Here is a 25539-nt window from a genome sequence, read left to right on the forward strand (position 1 = left end):
TTGTGGATAAAAAATTGATGCGGTTGTGGATAAAATTCAGTATAATCGCTGAATCTGTATATGCTTACATAGATTTCAGGCCGTCTGAAAAACAGTGTGTCATCAAGCTGTTTCTTTTATTTTCAGACGGCCTTTGCTGTTTTCCTGCCTTTGTTTTCCCAAACGTTTTACGATTTGAGCCATTCCATGACCTTAGCTGAATTTTGGCCGCAGTGCCTTTTGAGTCTGAACCTGACCTTACCCGCGCAACAATTCCAGCAATGGATTGCACCGTTGACCGTGGGCGAGGAAGGCGGCGTGTGGGTGGTGTATGGCAAAAATCAGTTTGCCGTCAATATGTTGAAAAACCGGTTTGCCGCTAAGATTGATGCCGTTTGTGCGCAATTGGCGCCACAGCAGGGGGCGCTGGTGTTTAAAGTCGGTGCAGGGCAAAGCTATGACATGGCGGCACAACAGGATGCGCCTGCGGCAGAGAATCAGGAAGTACAGGCGGCAGAAGCGCCTTCGCAAGCAACGATTGCTGAAACCGCGCAAACCGATTTGGCTATGCCGTCTGAACACACGGCCAAGCCGATACCGAAAAAATCCGCTGCCGATATTTTGGCCGAACGTTTGAAAACCCTACCGGAAAGCAAAGCCGCACCGGAAGCGGCAGAAGACAAACCCGCGCCCGGTAAAATCAAGCAGGAAGTGCAGCGTGAGGCAGAAGAAGCGCGTTATCAGGCGACCAATTTATCGTCGGATTACACGTTTGACACCTTGGTCGAAGGTAAGGGCAACCGCATTGCCGCTGCCGCAGCGCAGTCAATTGCAGAAAATCCGGGACAAAGTTATAACCCGTTTTTCCTATACGGAAGCACAGGCTTGGGTAAAACCCACTTGGTGCAGGCTATTGGTAACGAATTGCTGAAAAACAAGCCCGATGCCAAAGTGCGTTATATGCATTCCGATGATTACATCCGCAGCTTTATGAGCGCCGTGCGTTCCAATGGTTATGATGTGTTCAAACAGCAATACAAACAATACGATTTGCTGATTATCGACGATATTCAGTTCATCAAAGGCAAAGACCGCACGATGGAAGAGTTCTTCTATCTGTATAACCATTTCCATAATGAAAAGAAACAGTTAATCTTAACTTGTGATGTATTGCCGGCCAAAATCGAAGATATGGACGACCGCCTGAAGTCACGCTTCTCATGGGGGTTGACACTGGAACTCGAGCCGCCCGAATTGGAAATGCGCGTGGCGATTTTGCAGAAAAAAGCCGAATCCGCAGGCGTAAACCTGACCGAAGAAGCGGCGTTTTTCATTGCCAACCTGATTCGCTCGAATGTGCGTGAATTGGAAGGCGCGTTCAACCGTGTCAGCGCCAGCAGCCGCTTTATGAATAAGCCGATTGACATCGATTTGGCACGAGATGCGCTGCAAGACATCATCGCCGTGCGTCATAAAGTAATTACCGCCGATTTGATTATCGATGCCACTGCCAAATATTACCGCATTAAAATCAGTGATATCCTGGGCAAAAAACGCACGCGCAATATTGCCCGCCCGCGCCAAGTGGCGATGAGTTTGACTAAAGAACTCACCAATTTAAGCCTGCCGTCCATCGGCGATGTTTTCGGCGGTCGCGACCATACCACTGTGATGCACGGCGTGAAGGCGGTCGCAAAACTGCGCGAAGAGGATCCCGAATTGGCGCAGGATTATGAAAAACTACTGATTATGATTCAGAACTGATGTTCAGACGGCCTGATAAATATAGTAAATCCACTTTAAAATAGTACGGCGTTGGTTCGCCTGGCCGTATTATTTATACTGTCTTCTGCTCGCCGCCTTGTCCTGTTTTAAAGTGAAGCCACTGTATCAGGCCGTCTGAAACCGAAAACCGACAAAACCAAACAAAATCCAAAGGACTTTCCCATGTTAATTTTGCAAGCCGACCGCGACAGCATTCTCAAGCCGCTGCAAGCCGTTACCGGTATTGTGGAACGCCGCCATACCTTGCCGATTCTGTCTAACGTGTTAATCGAAAGCAGCAACGGTCAAACCAATATCTTGGCGACCGACTTGGAAATCCAAATCAACACCCACGGCCCGGAAAGCCAAGCGGGGGATTTCCGCATCACCACCAACGCCAAAAAATTCCAAGACATTCTGCGCGCGCTGCCGGATAGCGCCATCGTGTCGCTGGATTGGGCGGATAACCGTCTGACCTTGAAAGCGGGTAAATCGCGTTTCGCGCTGCAAACCCTGCCTGCGGAGGACTTTCCGTTGATGAGCGTGGGAGAGGACGTGAGCGCGGCTTTTGCGCTGACGCAGGACACCTTTAAAAACATGTTGTCGCAAGTGCAATACAGCATGGCGGTGCAAGACATCCGCTATTACCTCAACGGCTTGCTGATGCAGGTGGAGGGCAATCAATTGCGTTTGGTGGCGACCGACGGCCACCGTTTGGCGTATTCCGCCACCGCCATTGAAGCAGAATTGCCGAAAGCCGAAGTGATTCTGCCGCGCAAAACCGTATTGGAATTGTTTAAGCTGCTGAACCATCCGGGTGAGGCCGTCAGCGTGGAACTGTTGAATAACCAAGTACGTTTCCGCTGCAACGATACCGTAATTGTGAGCAAGGTCATCGACGGCAAATTCCCCGATTTCAACCGCGTGATTCCGTTGGACAACGATAAAATCTTTTTGGTATCGCGCACCGAATTGCTGGGCGCGCTGGAGCGTGCTTCGATTTTGGCCAATGAAAAATTCCGTGGCGCACGTTTATTTTTACAACCGGGCCTGCTGAGCGTGGTGTGTTCCAACAACGAGCAGGAAGAAGCGCGTGAGGAACTGGAAATCGCTTATCAAGGCGGCGAATTGGAAGTGGGCTTCAACATCGGCTATTTGATGGACGTATTGCGCAACATCCATTCAGACGATATGCAGCTTGCTTTCGGCGATGCCAACCATTCGACCTTGTTTACCATGCCGAATAATCCGGACTTCAAATACATTGTGATGCCGATGCGCATTTGACGAAAATATATCGGCAAGGCCGTCTGAAAAGCGCCGGCCTTGCCGCAATGATTATGCCGTCTGAAACTGTTTTCAGACGGCATTTTTCATGAAAGATTTGCATACGTAAAGGCTGAAATATCCAACAAAATCAGGTATAATGACATGTTATTTGCCGTTGCGTTGCAGGTTTGGCCGACATCGTTTTCCTCCACTCCGGCACGCGTTTGAAAAAGCATTCAGACGGCCTGTTTTTCTATTTAGTTTCAAAAAGATAAAGATTATGACCGACCAAAAACACGAAGAATACGGCGCAGACAGTATTCAAGTCTTAGAAGGCTTGGAAGCGGTGCGCAAACGCCCGGGTATGTACATCGGCGATACGCAGGACGGCAGCGGCCTGCATCACATGGTATTTGAAGTGCTCGACAATGCGATCGACGAAGCCTTGGCCGGTCATTGCGACAAAATCACCGTCACTATCCACGCCGACAATTCCGTCAGCGTTTCCGACAACGGCCGCGGCATGCCGACCGGCATACACCCGAAAGAAGGCCGCTCGGCCGCCGAAGTCATCATGACCGTATTGCACGCGGGCGGTAAGTTTGACAACAACAGTTACAAAATTTCCGGCGGCCTGCATGGCGTGGGCGTGTCGGTGGTGAATGCCTTGTCCGATTGGGTGGCATTGACGATTTACCGTGACGGTAAAGAGCATTTTGTAAAATTCGTAAACGGCGCTGCGGAGAAACCGTTGGCCGAATTGGGCGGGTCGGATAAAAAAGGCACCACCGTGCGCTTCCGTGCCAGCGAAGAGACCTTCGGCAATGTCGAATACAGCTTCGATATTTTGGCCAAACGTATCCGCGAATTGTCGTTCCTGAATAACGGCGTCGACATTGAATTGACCGACGAGCGCGACGGCAAACACGAGAGCTTCGCTCTGAGCGGCGGCGTGGCCGGTTTCGTGCAATACATGAACCGCAAAAAAACACCGTTGCACGAAAAAATCTTCTATGCCGCCGGTGAAAAAGACGGCATGAGCGTGGAATGCGCCATGCAGTGGAACGACAGCTACCAAGAATCGGTGCAATGTTTCACCAACAATATCCCGCAACGCGACGGCGGCACCCATTTGGCGGCCTTGCGCGGCGTGATGACGCGCACTTTGAATGCCTACATTGAAGCCAACGAAGTGGCGAAAAAAGCCAAAGTCGAAACCGCCGGCGACGACATGCGCGAAGGCTTGACCTGCGTGTTGTCGGTAAAATTACCCGACCCGAAATTCTCATCGCAAACCAAAGACAAACTGGTGTCGAGCGAAATCGGTCCGGTGGTGAACGAAGTCATCAACCAAGCCTTGACCGAATTCTTGGAAGAAAACCCGAACGAAGCCAAAATCATCACCGGCAAAATCGTTGATGCCGCGCGCGCGCGCGAAGCCGCCCGCAAAGCCCGCGAAATCACCCGCCGCAAAGGCGTGATGGACGGTTTGGGCTTGCCGGGTAAATTGGCCGACTGTCAGGAAAAAGACCCGGCTTTGTCAGAACTGTATCTGGTCGAGGGCGATTCGGCGGGCGGTTCCGCCAAACAAGGCCGCGATCGCAAATTCCAAGCGATTTTGCCGCTGAAGGGTAAAATTCTCAACGTGGAAAAGGCACGTTTTGAAAAAATGCTGGCCAGTCAAGAAGTGGCGACGCTGATTACCGCTTTGGGTGCCGGTATCGGCAAGGAAGAATTCAATCCGGAAAAACTGCGCTATCACCGCATCATCATCATGACCGATGCCGACGTGGACGGCGCGCACATCCGCACGCTGTTGTTGACCTTCTTCTACCGCCAAATGCCTGAATTGGTGGAACGAGGTTATATTTATATCGCCCAGCCGCCTTTGTACAAAGCCAAATACGGCAAGCAAGAGCGTTATTTGAAAGATGAATTTGAAAAAGATCAATGGTTGCTGGGCTTGGCAGTCGATAAAGCCAAATTGGTTTCAGACGGCCATACCATAGAAGGTGAAGAATTAGCGCAAATCGCCAAGCAATTCTTGTTGGCTAAAGCCGTGATTGAACAAGAAAGCCGTGTGATTGACAGCTTGGTATTGAATGCCATGCTTCATGCCAAACCAGTGGATTTATCGACGGCAGAAAGCACCGACAAAGGCATTGCCGAGCTAAGCGGCCTGCTCAAAGATCAGGAAATCGCACTACAGCGCATCGAAGGTCATCAAGAAGGCAGCCATTTCATCAAGATTACCCGCCAATTACACGGCAACGTTGCCATCAGCTACATCGAGCCGAAATTTTTGAGCAGCAAGCCGTATCAAACCATCGTGCAAACCGCTGAAATGTTGGATGGTTTGATTGGTAAAGAAGCGGTTTTGGTGAAAGGCGATAACGAGCAGCCGGTTGCCGGCTTCGAGGAAGCCTTGAATATCTTGATGAGCGCCGCACAAAAAGGCATGAGCATTCAGCGATACAAAGGCTTGGGCGAGATGAATCCCGAGCAATTGTGGGAAACCACCATGGATCCGAACGTGCGCCGTTTGCTGAAAGTGCGCATTGAAGATGCCATTGCGGCGGATGAAGTGTTCGTGACCTTGATGGGAGATGAAGTCGAACCGCGTCGCGCGTTTATCGAAAACAATGCCCTGATTGCGCAAAATATTGACGCTTAATTAAATGAATGTATTCAAAGGCCGTCTGAAACTGTGTTTCAGACGGCCTTTTTGTATGATATTGATGACATCGAATCAAACCAGTCAAAATGTATAGTGGATTCACTATAATTATTACGTTAATTTTTTGGCGGTTGATAGGCCGCCTGAATCCGTTAATAGTGTGGGGCATGATAATCAGAACGAGATTAAATGATTGTATTTAAAATAGAATAAATAGTTTATTTGGCTGGTTATCTTCTTCATTTGATTTAATTTTTCGTAAAAATTCCACTGTTGGCCGCGCTTTATGTCAAACTGCATAAATCAGGACAGATGGCTGTTTCGGCAGAATGTTAATAGTTTAAAGATACTAAGATTAAGATTTAGATTTAAAATAGTAAACTATAATCGATTCCATAGTTTTAATAGCTAAAATCTTCATGTATAGTCTGTTTCGTCATAGCAAACAAACAGCATCTGGCGGCAGTCATCTCCGACCATGATAATAAAAATCATCGAAGCAGCTTAAACTAAGCCTGCTTTAAAGATTTCCATTTAACTAATACCAAGGAGCAACACCATGAATAAATGCCCTGTAAACCACTTGACCATGAGCAACGGTGCGCCGGTTGCCGATAACCAAAACAGCCTGACCGCCGGTCCGCGCGGTCCTTTACTGTCGCAAGATTTGTGGCTCAATGAAAAATTGGGTGATTTTGTGCGCGAAGTGATTCCTGAGCGTCGTATGCACGCGAAGGGCAGCGGTGCATTCGGTACTTTTACCGTTACTAACGACATCACTCGCTATACCCGTGCATCGATTTTTAGCGAAGTCGGCAAAAAAACCGAAATGTTTGCTCGCTTTTCTACCGTGGCCGGTGAGCGCGGTGCGGCCGATGCTGAGCGCGATATTCGTGGTTTTGCCTTGAAGTTTTACACTGACGAAGGCAACTGGGACATGGTCGGTAACAACACGCCGGTGTTCTTTGTACGCGACCCGCGTAAATTTCCGGATTTGAATAAGGTGGTAAAACGCGACCCGCGCACCAATCTGCGCAGCCCGAACAATAATTGGGACTGGTGGACATTGCTGCCGGAAGCCTTCCATCAAATAACCATCGTGATGTCGGATCGCGGTATTCCACGTTCTTACCGCCACATGCACGGTTTCGGTTCGCACACTTATAGCTTCTGGAACAAAGAAGGCGAACGTTTCTGGGTGAAATTCCACTTTTGCACTCAGCAAGGCATTGAAAATCTGACCGATGCCCAAGCCGAAGCGGTGATTGCGAAAGACCGTGAAAGCAACCAACGCGACCTGTATGAAGCGATTGAGCGCGGCGAGTTTCCGAAATGGAAAATGTACGTGCAAATCATGCCGGAAGCCGATGCCGAAAAAGTGCCTTACCATCCGTTTGATTTGACCAAAGTATGGCCGAAAGGTGATTATCCGCTGATTGAAGTGGGTGAGTTTGAATTAAACAAAAATCCGGAAAACTACTTTGCCGATGTCGAACAAGCTGCTTTTGCGCCGAGCAATCTGGTGCCGGGCATCAGCGCATCGCCGGATAAAATGCTGCAAGCGCGTTTGTTTAACTATGCCGATGCCGGGCGTTACCGCTTGGGTGTAAACCGCAATCAAATTCCGGTCAATGCGCCGCGTTGTCCGGTACACAGCAATGCCCGCGACGGTTTGAACCGCGTTGACGGCAACTATGGCAGCTTGAAAAACTACGAGCCAAACAGCTACGGCCTGTGGCAGGAGCAGCCTGAATTTTCCGAGCCGCCTTTGAAAATCAACGGTGATGCTGATTACTGGAATTTCCGTGAAGATGATGCGGATTACTTCAGCCAACCGCGCGCGTTGTTCAACCTGATGAACGATATGCAAAAACAAGCTTTGTTTGACAACACCGCTGCGGCCATGGGTGATGCGGCAGATTTCATCAAACACCGCCACATCCGCAACTGCTTCATGTGTGACCCTGCTTACGGCGAAGGCGTTGCCAAAGCCTTGGGCATGACCGTTGCCGATGCACAAGCCGCCCGCGAGACCGATCCTGCGCTGGGCCAACCGGGTTTGCTGTAATGTGGTTGGAGATTAACGAGCGGATTGATGCATAGTGAATCCACTTTAAAATAGTACGGCGTTGGCTCGCCCAGCCGTATTACCGATACTGTCTTCGGCTCGCCGCCTTGTCCTATTTTTAAAGTGAATCCACTATATTGATTCACCCGAATCAGGATTAAGGCTTGATATGAGTAAAGGCCGTCTGAATGTTCAGACGGCTTGAGACCTTCGCAAAATCTCCATCTTTGGCGTTATGCGCCCGAAAGTTTGCCTGTCTTTATATATCTCTTCGCTTTCCGTGCTGCTCTGGCTTGGAACTGCACTCAAATCCGGGGTTTTGTAAAAGTCCCGGCCTGGCTTTAAATATGAAAAAATTAAATATGAAAAAAGGTTTCAGACGGCCTCGACCAAATATTTCCATTCGCCGTAACCTTCTTCATCCATTTTGTCCAACGGAATAAAACGCAGGCTGGCGCCGTTGATACAAAAGCGCAGACCGCCGAGTGCTTGCGGGCCGTCGGGGAAAACGTGGCCCAAATGCGAATCGGCTGCTTTGCTGCGCACTTCGATTCGGCGCATGTCATGACTCAAGTCTTCCAGCGCGGTGATGTGTTCGCGTGCGATCGGTTTGGCAAAGCTCGGCCAGCCGCAGCCGGAATCGAATTTGTCGGCGGAGCTGAACAAAGGTTCGCCGCTGACAATGTCGACATAAATGCCCGGATCGAACAAATGGTCGTAAGCGTGGGAAAACGGGCGTTCGGTGCCGCTTTGTTGGGTGACGTAATATTCTTCCCCGCTCAATTTTGCCCGGATTTCGGTTTCAGACGGCCTGCCGAATACGCGCGGGGTGGCATGAGCGGCGGATAAGGGTTTGTGCGCCAAACGGATGTCGATGTGGCAATAACCGTTAGGATTTTTGCCCAAGTAATCTTGATGGTAGTCTTCGGCAGGATAGAAATGCTGCAAAGGCCCGCATTCCACCACAATCGGCGCGGTGTGTTTTTGCTGCTCGGCGGCCAAGGCGGCGCGGATGACTGCTTCATCGTCCGGCTTGGTATAATAAATGCCGGTGCGGTATTGCTCGCCGACATCGTTACCCTGGCGGTTGAGCAAGGTCGGGTCGATGATGCGGAAATAGTATTGCAACACATTGTCCAAGCTGATTTTTTCGTCGTCAAACACGACTTTCACCACTTCGGCATGGCCGGTGTTGCGGTGGCAAACGTCTTCGTAAGAAGGGTTGTCGGTACGGCCGTTGGCATAGCCCGATACGGCTTCCAAGACACCGTGGATGCGGCGGAAATAGGCTTCGACGCCCCAAAAGCAGCCTCCGGCCAGATAAATGGTGTGTGTCATTGTCATTCTCTGTTTAAAATTGAATTACTTACATATGGGCATTCCCTAAAATTTCTATTCGTTTTACAATTGCGAATTATTCTTAAATTTATGCCGAACTCATCAGGCCGTCTGAAAGCTCATGAAAGCTTATTATGTCCATCGCTGATCCCAAAAGAATTTTAATCATCAAATTGCGCCATCATGGCGACGTGTTGCTGACCACGCCGGTAGTGGCCGCCATCAAACAGCGTTTTCCCGATTGCGAAGTCGATATGCTGGTGTATCAGGAAACAGCCGACATTATCCGAGACAATCCCGAGATTACACATATTTTCAGTGTGGATCGCGCGTGGAAAAAGCAAGGGGTGACGGCGCAACTTAAGCATGAAACCGATTTATTCAAGCGGCTTAAAGCGCGCTGTTACGATTGGGCATTTAATTTGTCCGACCAATGGCGCACGGCGTTTATTGCCAAATTCTGCGCCGAATGCAGTGTGGCCTTGGCTTATGGAAAACGCGATAATGCGGCATGGCGTTTTTGTCATGATTTTATCAACCCTGATTTGGACGTAAACCATCATGTTATCGAGCGGCATTTGGCGGTGTTGCCGCCGTTGTTGGTGCGTGAAGATTGCGGCGAAGCGAAAGTACTGCTGACCGTCAGTGACGAAGTACGCCGCAGTTGGGAAAACAAATTGCGTGAACAAGGCTGGCGCGGCGAGAATTATGTGTTGGTGCATCCCGGCTCGCGCTGGTTGTTTAAATGTTGGGAAGACGGTAAAAATGCGGCGGTGGTACAGCTTTTGCTCAACCACGGCTGCCATGTGGTGCTTACCGCCGCGCCCAATGAAGCCGAGCGCAATATGCTGGATGAGATTTTAGGCCGTCTGAACATTCCGGCCGGCGTGAGGGTGTGGGACATGGGCGGCAAACTCAACCTGCGCGAACTTGCCGCCGCGATTGACGGCGCGCAACTGTTCTTCGGCGTCGATTCGGTTCCCATGCACATTGCGGCGGCCTTGGATAAACCGCAAGTCGCTCTGTTCGGCCCGACATGGGTTGGCCGTTGGCGGCCGTATTCGGAACAGGCTGAAGTAGTTTGGGCGGGTGATTTCGGCGAATTGCCGCATCCGGACAGTATCAATACCGATGATAAAACGCGTTTGCTTGGCGCAATTCCTTTAGAAGCGGTATGGGAAAAAATTGCAGCGAAGCTGGGCTTGCCGCGTTAGCAGTGTTTTATAGTCGTTTCAAATAAAAATAATACAGCGTTGCCAGCTTCCTTATGTACTAGATGTACACGGCGGTCGCTGTCGCCTTGTCTTATTTCTATTTGAAACGACTATATATCAACAGGCCGTCTGAAAAACTGGTTTCAGACGGCCTGTTCGATTTCAGCGCTCTTTCCCGAAACCGATATATGATTCGCCACGCTGTTTGCGTTCGCGCCATTCTTGGCGTAATGAGCCGTTGTTGCCGTTGTATTTATCGGAAGCGGTCGGTGTGTCTTGTTGCCATTGCCACGTCATTTGGTTGCCGTTGCTGCCAATCGGATACGAGCCGCGCAAGCCGATAAGGCTGCCTTGGTCGGCAATTTGGGTATGGGAAACGGATTTGCCGTTGATTTTGGTGCGCGAGCTTTCCACGCCGCTTTTGAGTTGGCCGTAGATTTTTACTTCGGCACACGCCAACACGGGCAGGAGCAGGGCAGTTAAGACAAAGGCGGCGGATTTCATGATTGCCTTTCGCATCAAAAGAAAATAAGATGGAATCAAGTATAACCGACTTGGCTGTAAAAGAATGACGGTTCAGGTAAAGGCCGTCTGAAAGGAAACGATATGGTTCGCACAATCCGCGCTGCCGCTGTGCAGATGATTTCCGCCACAGATCCCGATACCAACATCCAAACCATGCGCCGCTTGGTCAAAGAAGCCGCCGAAAAGGGCGCCGATTGGGTATTGCTGCCGGAATACTGGCCGATTATGGGTCGGCAGGATACCGATAAAATCGCCTGCGCCGAAACCTTGGGCGAAGGCAAATTTCAGACGGCCTTAAGCGATGCGGCGCGTGAAAACCGGGTGATTTTGTTCGGCGGTACCATACCGTTAACCAGCGGTGAAGACGGTAAAGTGATGAACACCATGCTGGCTTATGACCGCGGTGGCCGGCTTTTGATGCATTACCACAAAATGCACTTGTTCGGCTTTTCCGGTTTGGGCGAACGCTATGCCGAAGCCGACACCATCACCGCGGGCAAGGAAGTGCCCGATTGGCAGGCGGACGGGCTGAACGTGGCGGCCGGCGTATGCTACGATTTGCGTTTCCCTGAATTTTTCCGCATGCAGGCACCGTTTGACGTATTGCTGCTGCCGGCGGCCTTTACCTACACCACCGGCGAAGCGCATTGGGAATTGCTGTTGCGCACGCGGGCGGTGGAAAACCAATGTTACGTCGTGGCATCGGCGCAGGGTGGTAAACACGAAAGCGGACGGCGCACCTTCGGCCACAGCATGATTATCGACCCGTGGGGGGAAGTGCTGGCGGTATTGCCGGAAGGCGAAGGCGTGGTGGCGGCGGATTTGGACGCGAGCCGTCTGAACAGCGTGCGCACGCGTTTACCGGCCTTGCAGCACCGTTTGCTTTAAATATAAGGCCGTCTGAAACCGATTCAGACAGTCTGAGACCTTTTCAAAATCCCCATCTTTGGCACATTTCTTCGTTATACGCTGCTTGAAAGCTTGTCTATCTTCATGATATGCCTGCGCTTTCTGTGCTGCTATGGCTTCAAACTGTGCTCAAATCCGAGGTTTTGCAAAGGTCTCAGCCCATTTTCCCAAGCTTTGATGAAATGAATAAGAAACCCATCCGCATTTTAGGCATTGACCCCGGCAGCCGCATAACCGGTTTCGGCGTGATTGACGTATATGGCCGCGAACACAGCTACGTTGCTTCCGGCTGCATCAAAACCATTCCCGGTGACGAACTGGCCGGCCGCATCGGCGTGATTTGCGAACACATCAACGAAATCATTGATGTGTACCAACCCAACCAAACCGCCATCGAACAGGTATTCGTCAACGTTAATCCGGCGGCAACGCTGATGCTGGGGCAGGCGCGTGGTGCAGCGATTGCAACCATGGTGTTGCGTGGTTTGCCGGTGTATGAATACACCGCGTTGCAGGTCAAGCAGGCGGTGGTCGGGCAGGGCAAGGCGGCGAAAGAACAGGTGCAGCATATGGTGGTGCAGATGCTGGGGTTGTCGGGTACGCCGCAAGCCGATGCAGCGGACGGGTTGGCCGTGGCGCTCACCCATGCGCTGCGCAATCATGGTTTGGCCAATCAAATCAACCGCAATGGCTTGCAGATTAAGGGCGGGCGGTTTCATGGTTGAGGCCGTCCGAAAAGATTGGATAAGCATACGGGCGAGTGAAACATACGGTCGGCGAAGTGAAAAAGTCATACAGGCGGCGCGCCCGACGGGTAGGGTGGGCATTTATGCCCGCCGGATACCGTTTAAAACCAGCGGTAATCTTAAACCGGAAGATTGCGTGGGCAGCGAGTGCTTTACCGCTACTCAAACGGTTTGAAAGCGTCTGGAAATCGCAAATTAAGGCTTTGATAAATTGATGAATTAAAACAATAATTATTAATATCAATAAATTATAGTGAATCCGCTATAACAGCCGTCGGCTGTCGGTGGGTAAGGCCGGATTCTCTGAAAAATTACTATTCACTAAAAAATCAGGCCGTCTGAAAGCAGCAAAATTTCAGACGGTCTTTGCTGTTATAATAACCACACTTAACATACAGGCCGTCCGAATAATGAAATTTGCTTTTTTTATTTTGTATCTGGTGCAGCTTTTGCCTTTCAAGCTGATCCACAAAATCGCCGATGCGGTGGGTTGGCTGGCGTATTACGCCGTGAAACCGCGCCGTAAAGTCGGGCTGGTGAACCTGAAAAAATGTTTTCCCGAGTGGAACGATGAAAAGCGTGAAGCGGTATTGAAACGCCATTTCCAACACATGGCCAAACTGATGTTTGAATACGGCCTGTATTGGTACGCCCCTGCCGAACGGTTGCGCAGCTTGGTGCGCTATGAGAACAAACATTATCTTGATGATGCTTTGGCTGCGGGCGAAAAAGTGATTTTGCTTTATCCGCACTTTACCGCGTTTGAAATGGCGGTGTACACGCTCAATCAAGATGTGCCGCTGACCAGCATGTATTCGCATCAGAAAAACAAAGCGGTAGACGAGCAGATTTTAAAAGGCCGCCACCGCTACGATAATGTGTTTCTGATTGGCCGTACGGAAGGCCTTCGCGCGATTATCAAGCATTTGCGCAAAAGCGATGCGCCGTTTCTGTATCTGCCCGATCAGGATTTCGGCCGCAATGACTCGATTTTTGTCGATTTCTTTGGTGTTCCCACTGCCACCATTACCGGGTTGGGCCGCATTGCCGGTATGGCCAAAGCCAAAGTGATTCCGGCGGTACCGTTTCGAGAGGCCGATAATACCGTGACATTGCGTTTTTACGAGCCGTGGGAACATTTTCCCGGCGAGGATGTGGCCGCCGACACCCAACGCATGAACGACTTCATTGAAGCGCGTGCGCGTGAAATTCCCGAGCAGTATTTTTGGTTGCACAAGCGGTTTAAAACCCGTCCGGAAGGCGAAGCAGGGTTTTATTGATTACATACAGTTACAAAAAATCAAGGTTTGGTGGCTGCCGAACCTTTTTTGTTTCTGTTTAATCGAGCAGGGTTGATATTTATTCATACAAGGCCGTATGTAAGAAAAGCGCGGTATGCCTTATTCCAAAGGAAATCAAGCAGCCTGAAAATTTGGATAATGACGGTAAAATCATCTGTGTCATTTAAGTTTCATATAAGCCGAATATTTAATTAATATATTAAATTTAATATTTTTTAAAAACAATAAGTTATAAAAAATTAGTTTAAATTTAAATATATTATTTTTTTTAGATAAGATTTTAAATTTTAAATTTTTAGAAAAATCGGTATTTTATTTTTCTAAAATCAAATTTTAGAAATTATTTTAAGATTCTTTGGTTCTTAGGGAAATATACTATTTTTAGAAGGGAAAGGGAATTTTTCAAAAAAAGACTTGGCAAGCACATTAAAAACGCGTACATTTCGCTACATTGAGTTACAAGATGTTCAGCCAGCAAGTCTGAATATCGCCCCGTTCCCTTAACGGGCGTTTTGCCGGTGCGGTTTCTGCCGATGAAACGACTGTTTATTAATGCAGAGTTGAGCTGCATTAATAAAGCCGCAGGCGAGAGCCTGTATTGTTTGTGAAGCGTAAATCTCTGATTTGAGGTATTGAGGCAATCCTGTGGGGGGTTGCCTCTTTTTTTATCCGCGGCTTCGTGTCACAATGTCCGTATCCTGACTCGAGGAACATGCCATGACCCCGATACTCGCTTTTGATATTGAAACCATTCCCGATGTCAACGGCATCCGTCTGCTTTACGATTTGCCGCAAAGCGTGACGGATGACGAAGTGGTGTTGTTTGCCCGGCAAAAACGACGCGCGCAAAACGGCAGCGATTTTATGCAGCATCATCTGCATCAAGTGGTGGCGATTTCGTGCTGTATGCGTTGGGGCAGCGAGAAGATCCATGTCGGTACCATCGGCGAAATCGATGACAGAGAAGAAACGGTGATTGCCAAGTTTTTCGAGTTGATTGAAAACCACACGCCGCAGCTGGTGAGCTGGAACGGCGGCGGTTTCGATCTGCCGGTATTGCATTATCGCGCCATGATACACGGCATAGCCGCCGCACGTTATTGGGACATGGGCGAGGGCGATTTCGGCGACAGCCGCGATTTCAAATGGAACAACTACATCAGCCGCTACCACAACCGCCATTGCGATTTGATGGATTTGCTCGCGCTGTATCAACCGCGTGCCAACGTGCCGCTGGACGACATGGCCAAGCTGTGCGGTTTCCCCGGTAAATTGGGCATGGACGGCAGCAAAGTGTGGGAAGCGTATTATCAAGGCCGTCTGAAAGACATCCGCGATTATTGCGAAACCGATGCCGCCAATACCTATTTGATGTATCTTCGCTTCCGCCTGATGAGCGGTGCCTTGGACAGCGACGAATATGAAGTCGAAGTGAAACGTTTGAAAAACTATCTTAAAGAACAAGCCGAGGATAAACTGCATTGGCAGGAATTTGTCGGTCAATGGCGATGAATGTTGGCAACAGGCCGTCTGAAACTTAATCATGTTTCAGGCGGCCTTTTACTATCAACGCTTAATCAGGTAAACTCGTTTTTTTGTTCACGTTACCGTCCGTCATGTCTGCCATCCCCCCCCTCAAACAAATCACCCTTATCGGCGTCGGGCTGATAGGCGGCTCGTTTGTGTTGGATTTGAAACGCTTGGGAATGGTGGAAACCGTAGTAGGCATCGATTTAAACCGTGAAAACCTTGACCGCGCGCTGGAGCGGCGCGTGATAGATGCCGCGTTTACCGAAATCAATGCCGAGAGCGTTGGCGGGGCGGATTTGGTGTTGATTGCCACGCCGGTATCGACCCTGCCGGCAATTTGTCAGGCCGTCAAACGGTTTTTGCGGGCGGATGCGCTGGTATCGGATGTAGGCAGCACCAAGCAAATCGCCGTCGAAGCCTTCCGCACTTATCTGCCCGAGCATTTGCCGCGCTGTATTGCCGCGCACCCGATTGCCGGTTCCGACCGTCACGGCGCGTTGGCGGCGCAATTCGGTCTTTATCAAGATAAAAAGCTGATTATTACGCCGCACGGCGACGAGCATTCAGACGGCCTTGAGCGGCTTGAATCGCTGTGGCAGGCAGTGGGGGCGAAAACGTTTCGTTTAAGCGCGGCTGAACACGATGCCATTTTTGCCGCCGTGTCGCATATGCCGCATTTGTTGGCTTTTGCTTTTGTACACGAAATTTTCGATCATCCCGACGGGCGAGCTTACCTGAGCTTTGCCGCCTCCGGCTTCCGTGATTTTACCCGCATCGCGTCCAGCCATCCGGCGATTTGGACGGACATTTGTTTAGCCAATAAAAACAGCCTGCAGGATTTAATCGGCGGTATCCGTCGGCAATTGGATACGTTGGAGCATCTGTTGGCAGCCGGGAACAAAGCGGCGCTGTACACTTATTTTGAGGAAGCCAAAAACACACGCGATGAGTGGTTGAAAGGGCAGTAGTTGTAAGAAATAACAAGGCCGTCTGAAAGCAAATACTTTCAGACGGCCTTTAGTTTAGATCGCTTAACCCGGTCTGCCGTCGGCGCGCGGACGAATCAGCCAGGGAATGTATTTCCACGCGTAAAGCAGCAGCGCGGCGGCAAACAGCGCAGCCGACAAGCGGATGCTGTGGGTATAAGCCGTGCCGTGAACGAAAGTCGCCAAAATGCGCACCAAGGTGGAGGCAATCATTAACCAAAATGCCACCGGCACCGATTTGGGCGGCGGATAGATCGCGTTGCCGGTGTGGCCGAGCGCGGTGCGCGCCATCATGCCCAAGGTCAACACGCCAATGCCGCCCACGCCGATTAAGTGCACGCCCAAATTCAGGAACGATGGTGCGAAGTAGGAAATGCCGACCGCCATCAAGCCTAATCCGGTGAAGAAATAGCCGGCGAACAAAATCCACAGCATCGGTTCTTTCAACACATCGTTATGCCACCAACGATATACCTGTACCAAGCTGATGATACCCGCGGTGAAAGAAAACAGGGCAGCCAGCGGCAACAGCATTTGGTGCGCCATCAGCATGGCGGCCGACATCGGCAGCCACAAAGAAGCATGGCCGACCCATTGCGGGCTGGAGATTTGCGGGATATTCAAGCGTTTCGATGTGAAAAACGAGATAATGCGCATGCCGATTAAGCCGATAAAACCGGCTACCATAATCAGGCCGGATTGCAGGCCGGTCAATAAGGCAGCGGGGTCAAACGGGCTGAGTTGGCGGTGAAAAGCAACATGAGTGCCGCCCAACACGAAAATGGCGAATACGGCCACATAGTTGCGTTTGTTTTTGGTGCGGAACACCGGCAATGCCATGCACAACGCACCATACCAAAAGAAAATGGTGCCGAAAATGCCGCTGGCCGCCGCACCCCAGCCGGGAATAAACACGCAAATGCGTGCCGAAAGCCAAAACGCGGTTAGGCCGGCCAACACTGCGCCGCGGGTCGGCGACCGGCCGGTCCAAGTAGCGACGGCGGTGAGCAGGAACGCAATCACCACCAAGCCGGCATAGCCCCAAATCATTTCATGTGCGTGCCAGTAAAAGCCGGGCAGCTCGGGCGTGCCTTGATAGCCGAAGCCCCACAGTAAAATCGATAGCGCACCGTAAAGGGCGGCCAGTGAATAAAACGGGCGGAAAGCCATAGCCCAAACGGGGTGTTTGAACAATGCGTTCATGGTGGTTCCTTGATTGATTATGGTGAATGGTGTAGATAGGCCGTCTGAAAGTTTCAGACGGCCTTGTCCGTATGTTTAGGCAGTTGCACCGTCCAAGTAAGGCTCAACGGCAGGGAAAAGCTCGCGCTCTTCGAAGCGGGCATGGTCGCGCAGGGTGGTGGCGAATTCTTGGTTCCATGCTTCGCTGGTGTAATCGGGTTGCGCCATCATTTGGCGTAATTTAGTGTGGTCGTTTTCAAAACGCGTGCGCAGTTCAGGCGCAATATTCGGCCAATGCGGGGCAAGCTGGTTTTCTTCTTCCTGAAAATGTTGCGCCAATTCAACAAAATGCGGCTCGAGTTCGGCTTGATGGCTTTCAGACGGCGTGCGCAGGATACGCACGCACAAAGAAAGGGAATGATGGTGTTCGCGCGAGAGTTCAATCAGTGCAGGATGGCGTTTTAATGGTTTCATAATCGGCGGTTCGTGTCGGATTTTACTGGATTAATTTATAAGTTTCATATATTATGAAACTTAATTCTATATAAAGTCAAACACATACCGCCCCAATTGTATGATGACTCATTAGAGCGGCTGATTTTAAATAACAAATACAACCCGATTCAGAACAGAGATCGTTATGTATCTAACCCAGCATACAGATTACGGATTGCGCGTTTTAATCTATACCGCCATCAACGATGACTCGTTGGTCAACATTAGCACTATTGCCGATACTTACGGCATTTCTAAAAGCCATTTGATGAAAGTGGTGACTGCCTTGGTAAAAGGCGGCTTTCTTACCAGCGTCCGCGGTAAAGGTGGCGGATTAAAGCTGGCTATGACTGCAGACAAAATCAACATCGGCGCCGTCATAAGGCATTTGGAACCTATGCAGCTGGTTGAATGCATGGGCAATAACAATGATTGCCTGATTACCCCGTCTTGCCGCTTGGCCGGTATTCTTGGCGGTGCGATTAAATCGTTTTTCAACTACCTTGATGGTTTTACACTGGAAGATTTGTTGAACAAGCCGACCTACGATTTGCTGTATTTCCCTAAAATCGACATCATGCCCGAGCAAGATTCTGTAGAGGTTATGCCGACGGCTCTGCCTGAAAACCTGGAACATGTACCGGAGAAAGTGGCACAGCCGGGTACTATTCGCATTGATGCGGCGAACTGAGTTTAGACATCATTGCTTAAGCACAGTGGTTCGGCATAAAAATTTGGCGCTATGCCAGTAACTTTATATTTCTTCCAACGGCTTTATTTCCGATACATTGCCGAAATAAAGCCGTTTGTTTTAGCTTGACAAGAGAATGAATATCATATTCAGTCTGTTTTAATTTAATGATTTTTAAAGTAATTATTTGAATGGTAATAAACCTGCTATCGGACTGAATTGTGTAAAAATAAGTTGCAAACAGGAATAATTGCTATTACCATGCGCATACTATGAAAAAAGATCGAATGATAAACCCCACGGTGGTTGCCGTGGTCGCTCTTTTGCACATTGGATTGATGTCTTTATTATGGAAAGCCCATAAGCCCGACATTGTTGATGTTGAGCATATCGAGTTTGTTGAATTAGGAGATTTCGGTGGCGGCGATGGCGCACCGGAAGGTGCCGGTGCGCCATCGCCGGTGCAAGCGCCGCCACCTCCGCCGCCGCCGAAACCTAAACCGCGCCCTGAGCGGAAACCCAAACCGAAACCGGTAGAAGAGGCGAGGCCGGAGATTAATCCGGTTATCATCAAAAAGGCAGAGGCGGATATTCAGCAACCTAAAGAAAAACCGAAACCGGTTGAAAAAAACAAGCCGAAACGCGAGCCTAAGCCGGAACCCAAACCAGAACCTAAACCAGAACCTAAACCTGAGCCGGCACCGGCGCCAGAAACTAAAGCAGAAAAACCTGCTGAGAAACAGGCCGAAAAAGCCGGCGGTAACGCGGCTGAAAAAGCAGGCGGCGAAGGCGGTAAAGGCGGATCATCTGCCAAAGGCGAAGGCAATGGCCGCGGAGAAGGCAGCGGCAGCGGTTCAGGCGGTAAAAAAGGTGAAAACGGCACCGGTGAGGGCAGCGGCACAGGCGGCGGCAGCGGCCCGGGCAGCAGCCGCGACAATCCGGTAAAAGCCACCGGCTCGATTCCGACTCCGCCGTATCCTGCTTTATCGCAAGAAAATGGTGAAGAGGGTACCGTCGTGCTGAATGTATTGGTAGCACCGGGCGGCAAAGTCGCTTCGGTATCGGTTGCCAAGAGCAGCGGTTCGTCACGCTTAGACCGTGCCGCACGCAATGCCGCCAAATCCGGCCACTTCAGCACCAATGTATGGACGAGCTACCGCGTGCCGGTACGCTTCAGCTTAGATGGATAGGCCGTCTGAAAGCAGTAATGCTGTGGCCTGAATCCCAACAGGCTGCCGCCGAATGTTTCATTTATTTATTTTGATTTTGGAAAAACCATGAATTTAGGATTAGTGTTTCAATCGGGCGATTACGTCTTAATCAGCGTATTTTTATTGATGGTCATTATGAGTATTGTCACGTGGAGCGTTTTGATCGTGCGCGTGATTAAGCTGCGCAAAGCCAAAGCAGGCAATGCCGCCGCCAAAAAAGCGGTTATGGATTCGTTTACGCTGAATGATGCTGTGCAGAAAGTCAGAAATATCGATGCACCAATCAGCACGCTGACCACTGATGCCGTACGTGCGTACGACAATTATCGCCAAAGCACCACCAAAACCTTGGCCAACGCATTGCCGCTGAATGAATTCTTAGTCGGCCAAATCCGCACCAGCATGAATCAGGCCATGCGCCAATTTGACGGCGGCATGACGGCCTTGGCGTCGATTGGTGCGACCGCGCCTTTTATCGGTTTGTTCGGTACCGTTTGGGGTATTTACCACGCTTTGATTAACATCAGCGAAAGCGGCCAAATGAGCATCGCTGCCGTAGCAGGTCCGATTGGCGAAGCCTTGGTGGCAACAGCGGCCGGTTTGTTTGTGGCGATTCCGGCGGTGTTGGCTTACAATTTCTTAAACCGCGGCAAAAAAACCGTTTCTCAAGACTTAGACGCTTACGCGCATGATTTGCACGTTCGTCTGTTGAATCAGAAGGATTAACATATGGCATTCGGTTCAATGAATTCCGGTGACGAAGATGCGCCGATGTCTGACATCAACGTGACTCCTTTGGTCGATGTGATGCTGGTGTTGCTGATTGTATTTATGATTACCATGCCGGTGCTGACGCATTCGATTCCGTTGGAGTTGCCGACCGCTTCCGAACAGGCGGCGAAAAAAGATGCGCAGCCTAAAGAGCCTTTGCGCGTGACGATTGGTGCCGACGGCGCATATTATATCGGTGGCGATTCCGACAAGAAAATCACCATTGAAGAAGTTGCCGCGCGTTTGAAGGAGGCTAAAACGGCGAATGAAGATGCCATCGTAGCCATTGCAGCAGATAAAGCCGTGGAATATGATTATGTGAACAAAGCTTTGGGTGCGGTACGCGAAGCCGGTATCAGCAAAATCGGTTTTGTCACGGAAACCAAAGCAGAATAACAGTTGAAAACGTTGCAAAGATTTCTGCTTATCTGTTTAACAGGCTGCCTGAAAGAATAGTTGAACTAAAATTTTGAGTGTTTAGTCTAAGGTTTCAGACGGCCTGTTTGTATGAAAGCCAAAATTCTGCAATATTAGCCGATTAAAATAAGCTTGCCTGATGGAGAAGGAGTACAACAGACATGACCTTATTGGATGTGAGTTTGTGGTTGATGGCTGCGGTTTTGTTGTTGATGCTGCTTTCCATCGTATTCGGTTTGGTCCATATGGCCGTGATGATGGCTAAGCAGCAAGAATTTTGATTTATAGTGAATTCACTTTAAACTAGTACGGCGTTGGTTCACCTGGCCGTATTATCTATACTGTCTTCGGCTCACCGCCTTGTCCTATTTTAAAGTGAATCCACTATAAAAGATAATGAAAAGGCCGTCTGAAATGTTTCAGACGGCCTTTTATGTGTTTGATTTAAGAAAATTTTTGTTCGGCTGCAGTTTGTAAACGCGCTTCAAAATTGCTCAAGTCAACACCGGCTTCGGCAGCGGCGGCTTTAGCCTCGGCAACGCGCATACCGTTTTGCACTTGATGATAAGCCCACAATAAAGAACTGCGCGTGCCGGTGCGGCAATAGGCTAATACGGGCTGGTCGGCGTGCTGCAATAGATCTTGAAATGCAGCAACATCGGCGGCGGAAATATTAGGCGCGGCAACAGGCTGGTGTTTGAAAGACGTAATGCCTTCTGCCGACAGCCATTGTTGCACTTGCGCCATTGATGGCTGATTGTCTTCTTCGCCGTCGGGGCGGTTGCAGATAACGGTTTGGATGCCCAATTGTGCGGCATCTTTTGCATCTTGTTCGGTCAGTTGCGGCGACACGTATAATTGTCCGCTCAATTTCAAAATAGCCATGATTTCCCTTCCTTTTGTCAATTGTTCAGACGGCCTGATGAAAGGCCGTCTGAAAGTTTAGCGGTTAAACAACCATTTATCCAACAAATCTTGATGGGTGATTTTCAACAAAGCCGTATTCGCTTCCACGGCTTGCACGGTAATGTGCGTTTGGTGCAGCACGCCGCTGCGGAAAAAGTGCAGCGTGGCACGCTCGCCGACAGCCAATTGTGCCCATTGTGCGGCCAAGTCGGTGCAGGCATAGCCGTTGAGTGCGATGATTTTGTCTTGCGGGCACAAAGCTGCGTTTTCCGCACTGCCGCCGTTGAATACGTGCGTCAGCGTGGCGCCGTCGCCGCTTTGTTTGAAGCGTGCGCCGAAATCGCCGGCCGGTTTTACGCAAACCGTTTCGCCCGCCAAGCCGCCGTGACTGTACGGCATGGGCTGCCAATCCAATGCCACGCCGACGTGTGCCAAGCATTCTTGCAAGGGCAGGTCATCGGTGCTGTATAAGGCCGTCTGAAAAAATGCTTGCAAATCCAAACCGGTGATTTGTTGGCAACGCACTTGCCAGTGTTTTTCCGGAATGCCTTGCCCTGTATTGACCCAATCGCGGTAGTGCTGTTGCATCACACTGTCTAATGAATGCCTGCCGTTGCTTTTTTGACGAATCAGCAAATCCAAACACAATGCCGCCAACGCCCCTTTCTGATAATAGCTGACGATGGCATTGCTGCTGTTTTCGTCTTGTTTGTAAAACTTGTTCCATGCGGTGAAGCTGGATTCAGCCAATGTTTGTTTCAGACGGCCTTTGGTGTGCTGCACGCGGGTAATCGCTTGGCCGAGCAGATTTAAATAAGCATTGCCGCCAATCACGCCGCTGCGTGCTAGGAACAAATCATCATAATAAGACGTAATGCCCTCAAATGCCCACAGCTGCTCGGTGTAACTTTCTTGGTCGAGGTCGTAAGGCACAAATGCTTCGGGCTTAACCGACTTTACATTCCAAGCATGAAAGTATTCGTGGCTGAACAGGCCGAGCAGTTGGGTATAGGCTTCGTCGGCTTCGCCTATATTGTGCAGCGGCAGGCTGTTGCGGTCGGCTAAAAGAGCGGTGCTGCTGATGTGTTCGAGGCCGCCGTAGATGTTGTCACCGATATGCAGCATAAACAGATATTCTTGAAACGGTGTAGGCTCGGGGAACATTGCCAATTCGGTTTCGCAGATTTTGCGAATGTCGTTGATAAAACGTTGGCGGTCAAAATCGCGGTAAAAGCCGCTTAAGGCAATGCGGTGTGGAATACCGGCGGCGGTAAAGTCTAGAAATTCAATCTTACCCATTTCAACCGGATGGTCGATTAAATCGGCATAAGAGGCCGTCTGAAATTGAAGTGCGGCGTTTTGGGGCAGGGTAGTGGCAATTTGCCATTGGCCGGGAAAATCTTGCAAAGTAACACCATGCGGTAGAGATTCGGAGCCATGGATTTTTAAAAACAGGCAGGCACCATCAAAGAAGCCGCGTTCTGTGCTTAAAAACGCGCCGCGCACGGATAAGTCAAACGCATAAACGGTGTAGCAAATTTGCCACTTGCCTTTCCGGCCGTTTGCCTGCCATTTATTCTTGGTCAATTGCGTCAATGCAACAGTATGACCATTGCAAGAAGCACTTAATTGCGTGATATGTCTGGAGAAGTCACGAATCAGATAGCTGCCCGGTACCCAATTGGGCAGGCTGAATTCAATAGGTAAATCATTGTCTTGATTTAAGCTCAATGTAATTTGGTATTCATGGCTCAAGGGGCGGAACGAGATTGTGTAATTAATCATATCTATTGCTTGGTTTGTTAAAATTAATGAATAGCGTCGGCATACAGTGTCTGATATTTAATTTACATCAAAAAGCCTTTAAAAAAACGGGTCTTGAAAAAAATGTATGTTGTTTATCGAGTTGGGTTTTATTTAAATATTTGATTATTAAAATTTTTTATTTTTTAAGCTGCGTATTGGTTTGAGCGGAAGAAATATAATATTGCTTGGCTCAATCTTGTATATATGTTAAATTTAGAAAAATTTATACTTTGCCTTAATGTTTTTTGTGGAAACGCAGAAAACATTCGGGCGGGTAAAACAAAAATTTTTAATTCCCATAATTTATGGAGACTCCCATGGACACACAAACTTATAACTACAAAGTGGTGCGCCAGTTCGCCATCATGACAGTAGTTTGGGGCATCGTGGGTATGTTGGTCGGTGTGATTGTCGCCGCCCAATTATACTTGCCGGCTCTTAATTTATCTGAAATCGGACCTTGGTTCCACTTTGGTCGTCTGCGTCCATTGCACACTAATGCAGTGATTTTCGCATTCGGTGGCTGCGGTCTGTTTGCCACTTCTTATTATGTCGTACAGCGCACCTGTAATACCCGCCTGTTTGGCGGTTGGTTGGCATCATTTACCTTTTGGGGCTGGCAAGCGGTCATTGTAGCGGCAGTCATCACCTTGCCGATGGGCTTTACTCAAGGTAAAGAATATGCGGAGTTGGAATGGCCGATCGATATCCTGATTACTCTGGTATGGGTGGCTTACGCAATCGTATTCTTCGGTACCATCGCCAAACGTAAAGTAAAACACATTTATGTGGCTAACTGGTTCTACGGCGGCTTCATCTTAGCCGTTGCCTTACTGCATATTGTGAACAACATCAGCATCCCTGCCGGCTTCATGAAATCTTATCCGGTATATGCCGGTGCCATCGATGCCATGGTTCAATGGTGGTATGGCCATAATGCGGTAGGTTTCTTCCTGACCGCGGGCTTCTTGGGCATGATGTACTACTTCGTTCCAAAACAAGCAGGCCGCCCGGTTTACTCTTACCGTTTGTCTGTGGTTCACTTCTGGGCATTGATTTTTACTTATATGTGGGCAGGCCCTCACCACTTGCACTACACCGCATTGCCTGACTGGACACAATCTTTGGGTATGGTCTTGTCGCTGATTCTGTTCGCACCATCTTGGGGCGGTATGATCAACGGTATTATGACCTTGTCTGGCGCGTGGGACAAACTACGTACCGATCCGATTTTGAAATTCTTGATCGTTTCCCTGTCTTTCTACGGTATGTCGACCTTTGAAGGTCCGATGATGTCGATCAAAACCGTTAACTCCTTGAGCCACTACACCGACTGGACAGTTGCACACGTACACGCCGGCGCCTTGGGTTGGGTAGGTTTTGTGACCATCGGTTCGATTTACTACCTGATTCCGCGTCTGTTTGGTAAAACCCAAATGCACAGCGTGAAATTGATTGAAACACACTTCTGGATCGCAACCATCGGCGTGGTGTTGTACATTGCTGCGATGTGGATTGCCGGTGTGATGCAAGGTTTGATGTGGGGATCGTTGAATGACGACGGTACTTTGACCTACTCATTTGTTGAGTCTGTAAAACGCACTATGCCTTATTATGCAATCCGTGTGGTAGGTGGTCTGATGTATTTGACCGGTATGTGTATCATGGCGTACAACGTTTACCGTACTGCAATCAGTGGCAAACCTGTTGAAGCTGAGATCCCTGCGGTTTCTCAACACCACCACTAAATAACA

19 protein-coding genes and 2 pseudogenes are annotated in these 25539 nt (G+C 49.6%); 15 read left to right on the forward strand and 6 right to left on the reverse strand.

Features of this window, described 5'->3' with window-relative positions; all coding sequences use genetic code 11:
- Positions 1–186 precede the first annotated feature (186 nt).
- From dnaA to H4O27_RS00020, 4 genes are all read left to right on the forward strand, one after another.
- On the forward strand, positions 187–1743 hold the full coding sequence (gene dnaA / locus H4O27_RS00005; protein ID WP_165010365.1) for a chromosomal replication initiator protein DnaA: 1557 nt from the start codon (positions 187–189) through the stop codon (positions 1741–1743).
- A gap of 183 nt (positions 1744–1926) precedes the next feature.
- Positions 1927–3030, forward strand: coding sequence for a DNA polymerase III subunit beta (gene dnaN / locus H4O27_RS00010; protein ID WP_165010363.1), 1104 nt, complete (start codon positions 1927–1929; stop codon positions 3028–3030).
- A 262-nt stretch (positions 3031–3292) separates the two neighbouring features.
- The gene (gyrB, locus tag H4O27_RS00015; protein ID WP_165010361.1) at positions 3293–5686 is read left to right on the forward strand and encodes a DNA topoisomerase (ATP-hydrolyzing) subunit B; all 2394 of its coding nucleotides are present in this window, start codon (positions 3293–3295) and stop codon (positions 5684–5686) included.
- A gap of 562 nt (positions 5687–6248) precedes the next feature.
- Positions 6249–7757, forward strand: a complete 1509-nt coding sequence (locus H4O27_RS00020) for a catalase (RefSeq protein WP_165010359.1) — start codon at positions 6249–6251, stop codon at positions 7755–7757.
- Between the two features lie 375 nt (positions 7758–8132).
- Here the strand turns inward: H4O27_RS00020 and msrAB are convergent.
- Positions 8133–9092 (reverse strand): annotated as a pseudogene (msrAB, locus tag H4O27_RS00025) (bifunctional peptide-methionine (S)-S-oxide reductase MsrA/peptide-methionine (R)-S-oxide reductase MsrB); the annotation flags it as partial.
- 137 nt (positions 9093–9229) lie between these two features.
- On the opposite strand from msrAB, the gene rfaQ reads away from it, so the two are divergent.
- On the forward strand, positions 9230–10309 hold the full coding sequence (rfaQ, locus tag H4O27_RS00030) for a putative lipopolysaccharide heptosyltransferase III (protein WP_165010355.1): 1080 nt from the start codon (positions 9230–9232) through the stop codon (positions 10307–10309).
- Positions 10310–10471: 162 nt separating this feature from the next.
- Here rfaQ and H4O27_RS00035 read toward each other — a convergent pair whose 3' ends face one another.
- Entirely contained in the window at positions 10472–10813 is a 342-nt protein-coding gene (locus tag H4O27_RS00035) for a porin family protein (RefSeq protein ID WP_165010353.1), read from the reverse strand.
- 102 nt (positions 10814–10915) lie between these two features.
- On the opposite strand from H4O27_RS00035, the gene H4O27_RS00040 reads away from it, so the two are divergent.
- The 5 genes from H4O27_RS00040 to H4O27_RS00060 all read left to right on the forward strand — a co-directional run bounded on the left by H4O27_RS00040 (position 10916) and on the right by H4O27_RS00060 (position 16288).
- Positions 10916–11722: a carbon-nitrogen hydrolase family protein gene (locus H4O27_RS00040; protein ID WP_165010351.1), complete on the forward strand. Its 807-nt coding sequence runs from the start codon at positions 10916–10918 to the stop codon at positions 11720–11722.
- 203 nt (positions 11723–11925) lie between these two features.
- Positions 11926–12468 carry a crossover junction endodeoxyribonuclease RuvC gene (gene ruvC / locus H4O27_RS00045; RefSeq protein WP_165010349.1) on the forward strand — a complete coding sequence of 181 codons (543 nt, stop codon included), beginning with the start codon at positions 11926–11928 and terminating at the stop codon, positions 12466–12468.
- A gap of 431 nt (positions 12469–12899) precedes the next feature.
- Positions 12900–13769, forward strand: coding sequence for a lipid A biosynthesis lauroyl acyltransferase (locus H4O27_RS00050; RefSeq protein ID WP_165010347.1), 870 nt, complete (start codon positions 12900–12902; stop codon positions 13767–13769).
- A gap of 738 nt (positions 13770–14507) precedes the next feature.
- Positions 14508–15302 carry a 3'-5' exonuclease gene (locus tag H4O27_RS00055; protein WP_165010345.1) on the forward strand — a complete coding sequence of 265 codons (795 nt, stop codon included), beginning with the start codon at positions 14508–14510 and terminating at the stop codon, positions 15300–15302.
- 113 nt (positions 15303–15415) lie between these two features.
- A complete protein-coding gene (locus H4O27_RS00060) occupies positions 15416–16288 on the forward strand; it encodes a prephenate dehydrogenase (RefSeq protein WP_193004367.1) in 873 nt (290 codons plus the stop codon).
- A 63-nt stretch (positions 16289–16351) separates the two neighbouring features.
- On the opposite strand, the gene H4O27_RS00065 is transcribed toward H4O27_RS00060, so the two are convergent.
- Positions 16352–17509, reverse strand: coding sequence for an NnrS family protein (locus H4O27_RS00065; protein WP_165010341.1), 1158 nt, complete (start codon positions 17507–17509; stop codon positions 16352–16354).
- A gap of 75 nt (positions 17510–17584) precedes the next feature.
- Complete coding sequence (locus H4O27_RS00070; RefSeq protein ID WP_165010340.1) at positions 17585–17962, reverse strand: hemerythrin domain-containing protein; 378 nt, start codon at positions 17960–17962, stop codon at positions 17585–17587.
- A 166-nt stretch (positions 17963–18128) separates the two neighbouring features.
- Between H4O27_RS00070 and H4O27_RS00075 the strand changes: the two are divergent.
- The 4 genes and pseudogenes from H4O27_RS00075 to H4O27_RS00090 form a co-directional block, all read left to right on the forward strand.
- Positions 18129–18560 (forward strand): annotated as a pseudogene (locus H4O27_RS00075) (Rrf2 family transcriptional regulator); the annotation flags it as partial.
- A gap of 386 nt (positions 18561–18946) precedes the next feature.
- Positions 18947–19864: an energy transducer TonB gene (locus H4O27_RS00080; RefSeq protein WP_165010336.1), complete on the forward strand. Its 918-nt coding sequence runs from the start codon at positions 18947–18949 to the stop codon at positions 19862–19864.
- Between the two features lie 87 nt (positions 19865–19951).
- Entirely contained in the window at positions 19952–20611 is a 660-nt protein-coding gene (locus H4O27_RS00085) for a MotA/TolQ/ExbB proton channel family protein (protein ID WP_165010334.1), read from the forward strand.
- A gap of 3 nt (positions 20612–20614) precedes the next feature.
- A complete protein-coding gene (locus H4O27_RS00090; protein WP_165010332.1) occupies positions 20615–21052 on the forward strand; it encodes an ExbD/TolR family protein in 438 nt (145 codons plus the stop codon).
- A 465-nt stretch (positions 21053–21517) separates the two neighbouring features.
- Here H4O27_RS00090 and H4O27_RS00095 read toward each other — a convergent pair whose 3' ends face one another.
- Positions 21518–21958, reverse strand: a complete 441-nt coding sequence (locus H4O27_RS00095) for a TIGR01244 family sulfur transferase (RefSeq protein WP_165010330.1) — start codon at positions 21956–21958, stop codon at positions 21518–21520.
- Between the two features lie 57 nt (positions 21959–22015).
- Positions 22016–23764, reverse strand: a complete 1749-nt coding sequence (locus H4O27_RS00100; RefSeq protein WP_165010329.1) for a M61 family metallopeptidase — start codon at positions 23762–23764, stop codon at positions 22016–22018.
- Between the two features lie 338 nt (positions 23765–24102).
- Between H4O27_RS00100 and ccoN the strand changes: the two genes are divergently transcribed.
- A complete protein-coding gene (gene ccoN / locus H4O27_RS00105; RefSeq protein WP_193004285.1) occupies positions 24103–25533 on the forward strand; it encodes a cytochrome-c oxidase, cbb3-type subunit I in 1431 nt (476 codons plus the stop codon).
- The last annotated feature ends 6 nt before the right edge of the window (positions 25534–25539 follow it).

It is taken from the genome of Neisseria yangbaofengii (assembly GCF_014898075.1).
In the GTDB taxonomy this organism is placed as follows: Bacteria; Pseudomonadota; Gammaproteobacteria; order Burkholderiales; family Neisseriaceae; genus Neisseria; species Neisseria yangbaofengii.

Bases quoted from the DNA above. Each gene is read 5' to 3' on its own strand.
- H4O27_RS00085 (WP_165010334.1), top strand. From the start codon at position 19,952: ATGAATTTAGGATTAGTGTTTCAATCGGGCGATTACGTCTTAATCAGC.
- H4O27_RS00055 (WP_165010345.1), top strand. From the start codon at position 14,508: ATGACCCCGATACTCGCTTTTGATATTGAAACCATTCCCGATGTCAAC.
- H4O27_RS00020 (WP_165010359.1), top strand. From the start codon at position 6,249: ATGAATAAATGCCCTGTAAACCACTTGACCATGAGCAACGGTGCGCCG.
- H4O27_RS00050 (WP_165010347.1), top strand. From the start codon at position 12,900: ATGAAATTTGCTTTTTTTATTTTGTATCTGGTGCAGCTTTTGCCTTTC.
- dnaN (WP_165010363.1), top strand. From the start codon at position 1,927: ATGTTAATTTTGCAAGCCGACCGCGACAGCATTCTCAAGCCGCTGCAA.
- gyrB (WP_165010361.1), top strand. From the start codon at position 3,293: ATGACCGACCAAAAACACGAAGAATACGGCGCAGACAGTATTCAAGTC.
- H4O27_RS00035 (WP_165010353.1), bottom strand. From the start codon at position 10,813: ATGAAATCCGCCGCCTTTGTCTTAACTGCCCTGCTCCTGCCCGTGTTG.
- H4O27_RS00080 (WP_165010336.1), top strand. From the start codon at position 18,947: ATGAAAAAAGATCGAATGATAAACCCCACGGTGGTTGCCGTGGTCGCT.
- H4O27_RS00070 (WP_165010340.1), bottom strand. From the start codon at position 17,962: ATGAAACCATTAAAACGCCATCCTGCACTGATTGAACTCTCGCGCGAA.
- rfaQ (WP_165010355.1), top strand. From the start codon at position 9,230: ATGTCCATCGCTGATCCCAAAAGAATTTTAATCATCAAATTGCGCCAT.
- H4O27_RS00090 (WP_165010332.1), top strand. From the start codon at position 20,615: ATGGCATTCGGTTCAATGAATTCCGGTGACGAAGATGCGCCGATGTCT.
- H4O27_RS00100 (WP_165010329.1), bottom strand. From the start codon at position 23,764: ATGATTAATTACACAATCTCGTTCCGCCCCTTGAGCCATGAATACCAA.
- ccoN (WP_193004285.1), top strand. From the start codon at position 24,103: ATGGACACACAAACTTATAACTACAAAGTGGTGCGCCAGTTCGCCATC.
- dnaA (WP_165010365.1), top strand. From the start codon at position 187: ATGACCTTAGCTGAATTTTGGCCGCAGTGCCTTTTGAGTCTGAACCTG.
- H4O27_RS00095 (WP_165010330.1), bottom strand. From the start codon at position 21,958: ATGGCTATTTTGAAATTGAGCGGACAATTATACGTGTCGCCGCAACTG.
- H4O27_RS00065 (WP_165010341.1), bottom strand. From the start codon at position 17,509: ATGAACGCATTGTTCAAACACCCCGTTTGGGCTATGGCTTTCCGCCCG.
- H4O27_RS00040 (WP_165010351.1), top strand. From the start codon at position 10,916: ATGGTTCGCACAATCCGCGCTGCCGCTGTGCAGATGATTTCCGCCACA.
- ruvC (WP_165010349.1), top strand. From the start codon at position 11,926: ATGAATAAGAAACCCATCCGCATTTTAGGCATTGACCCCGGCAGCCGC.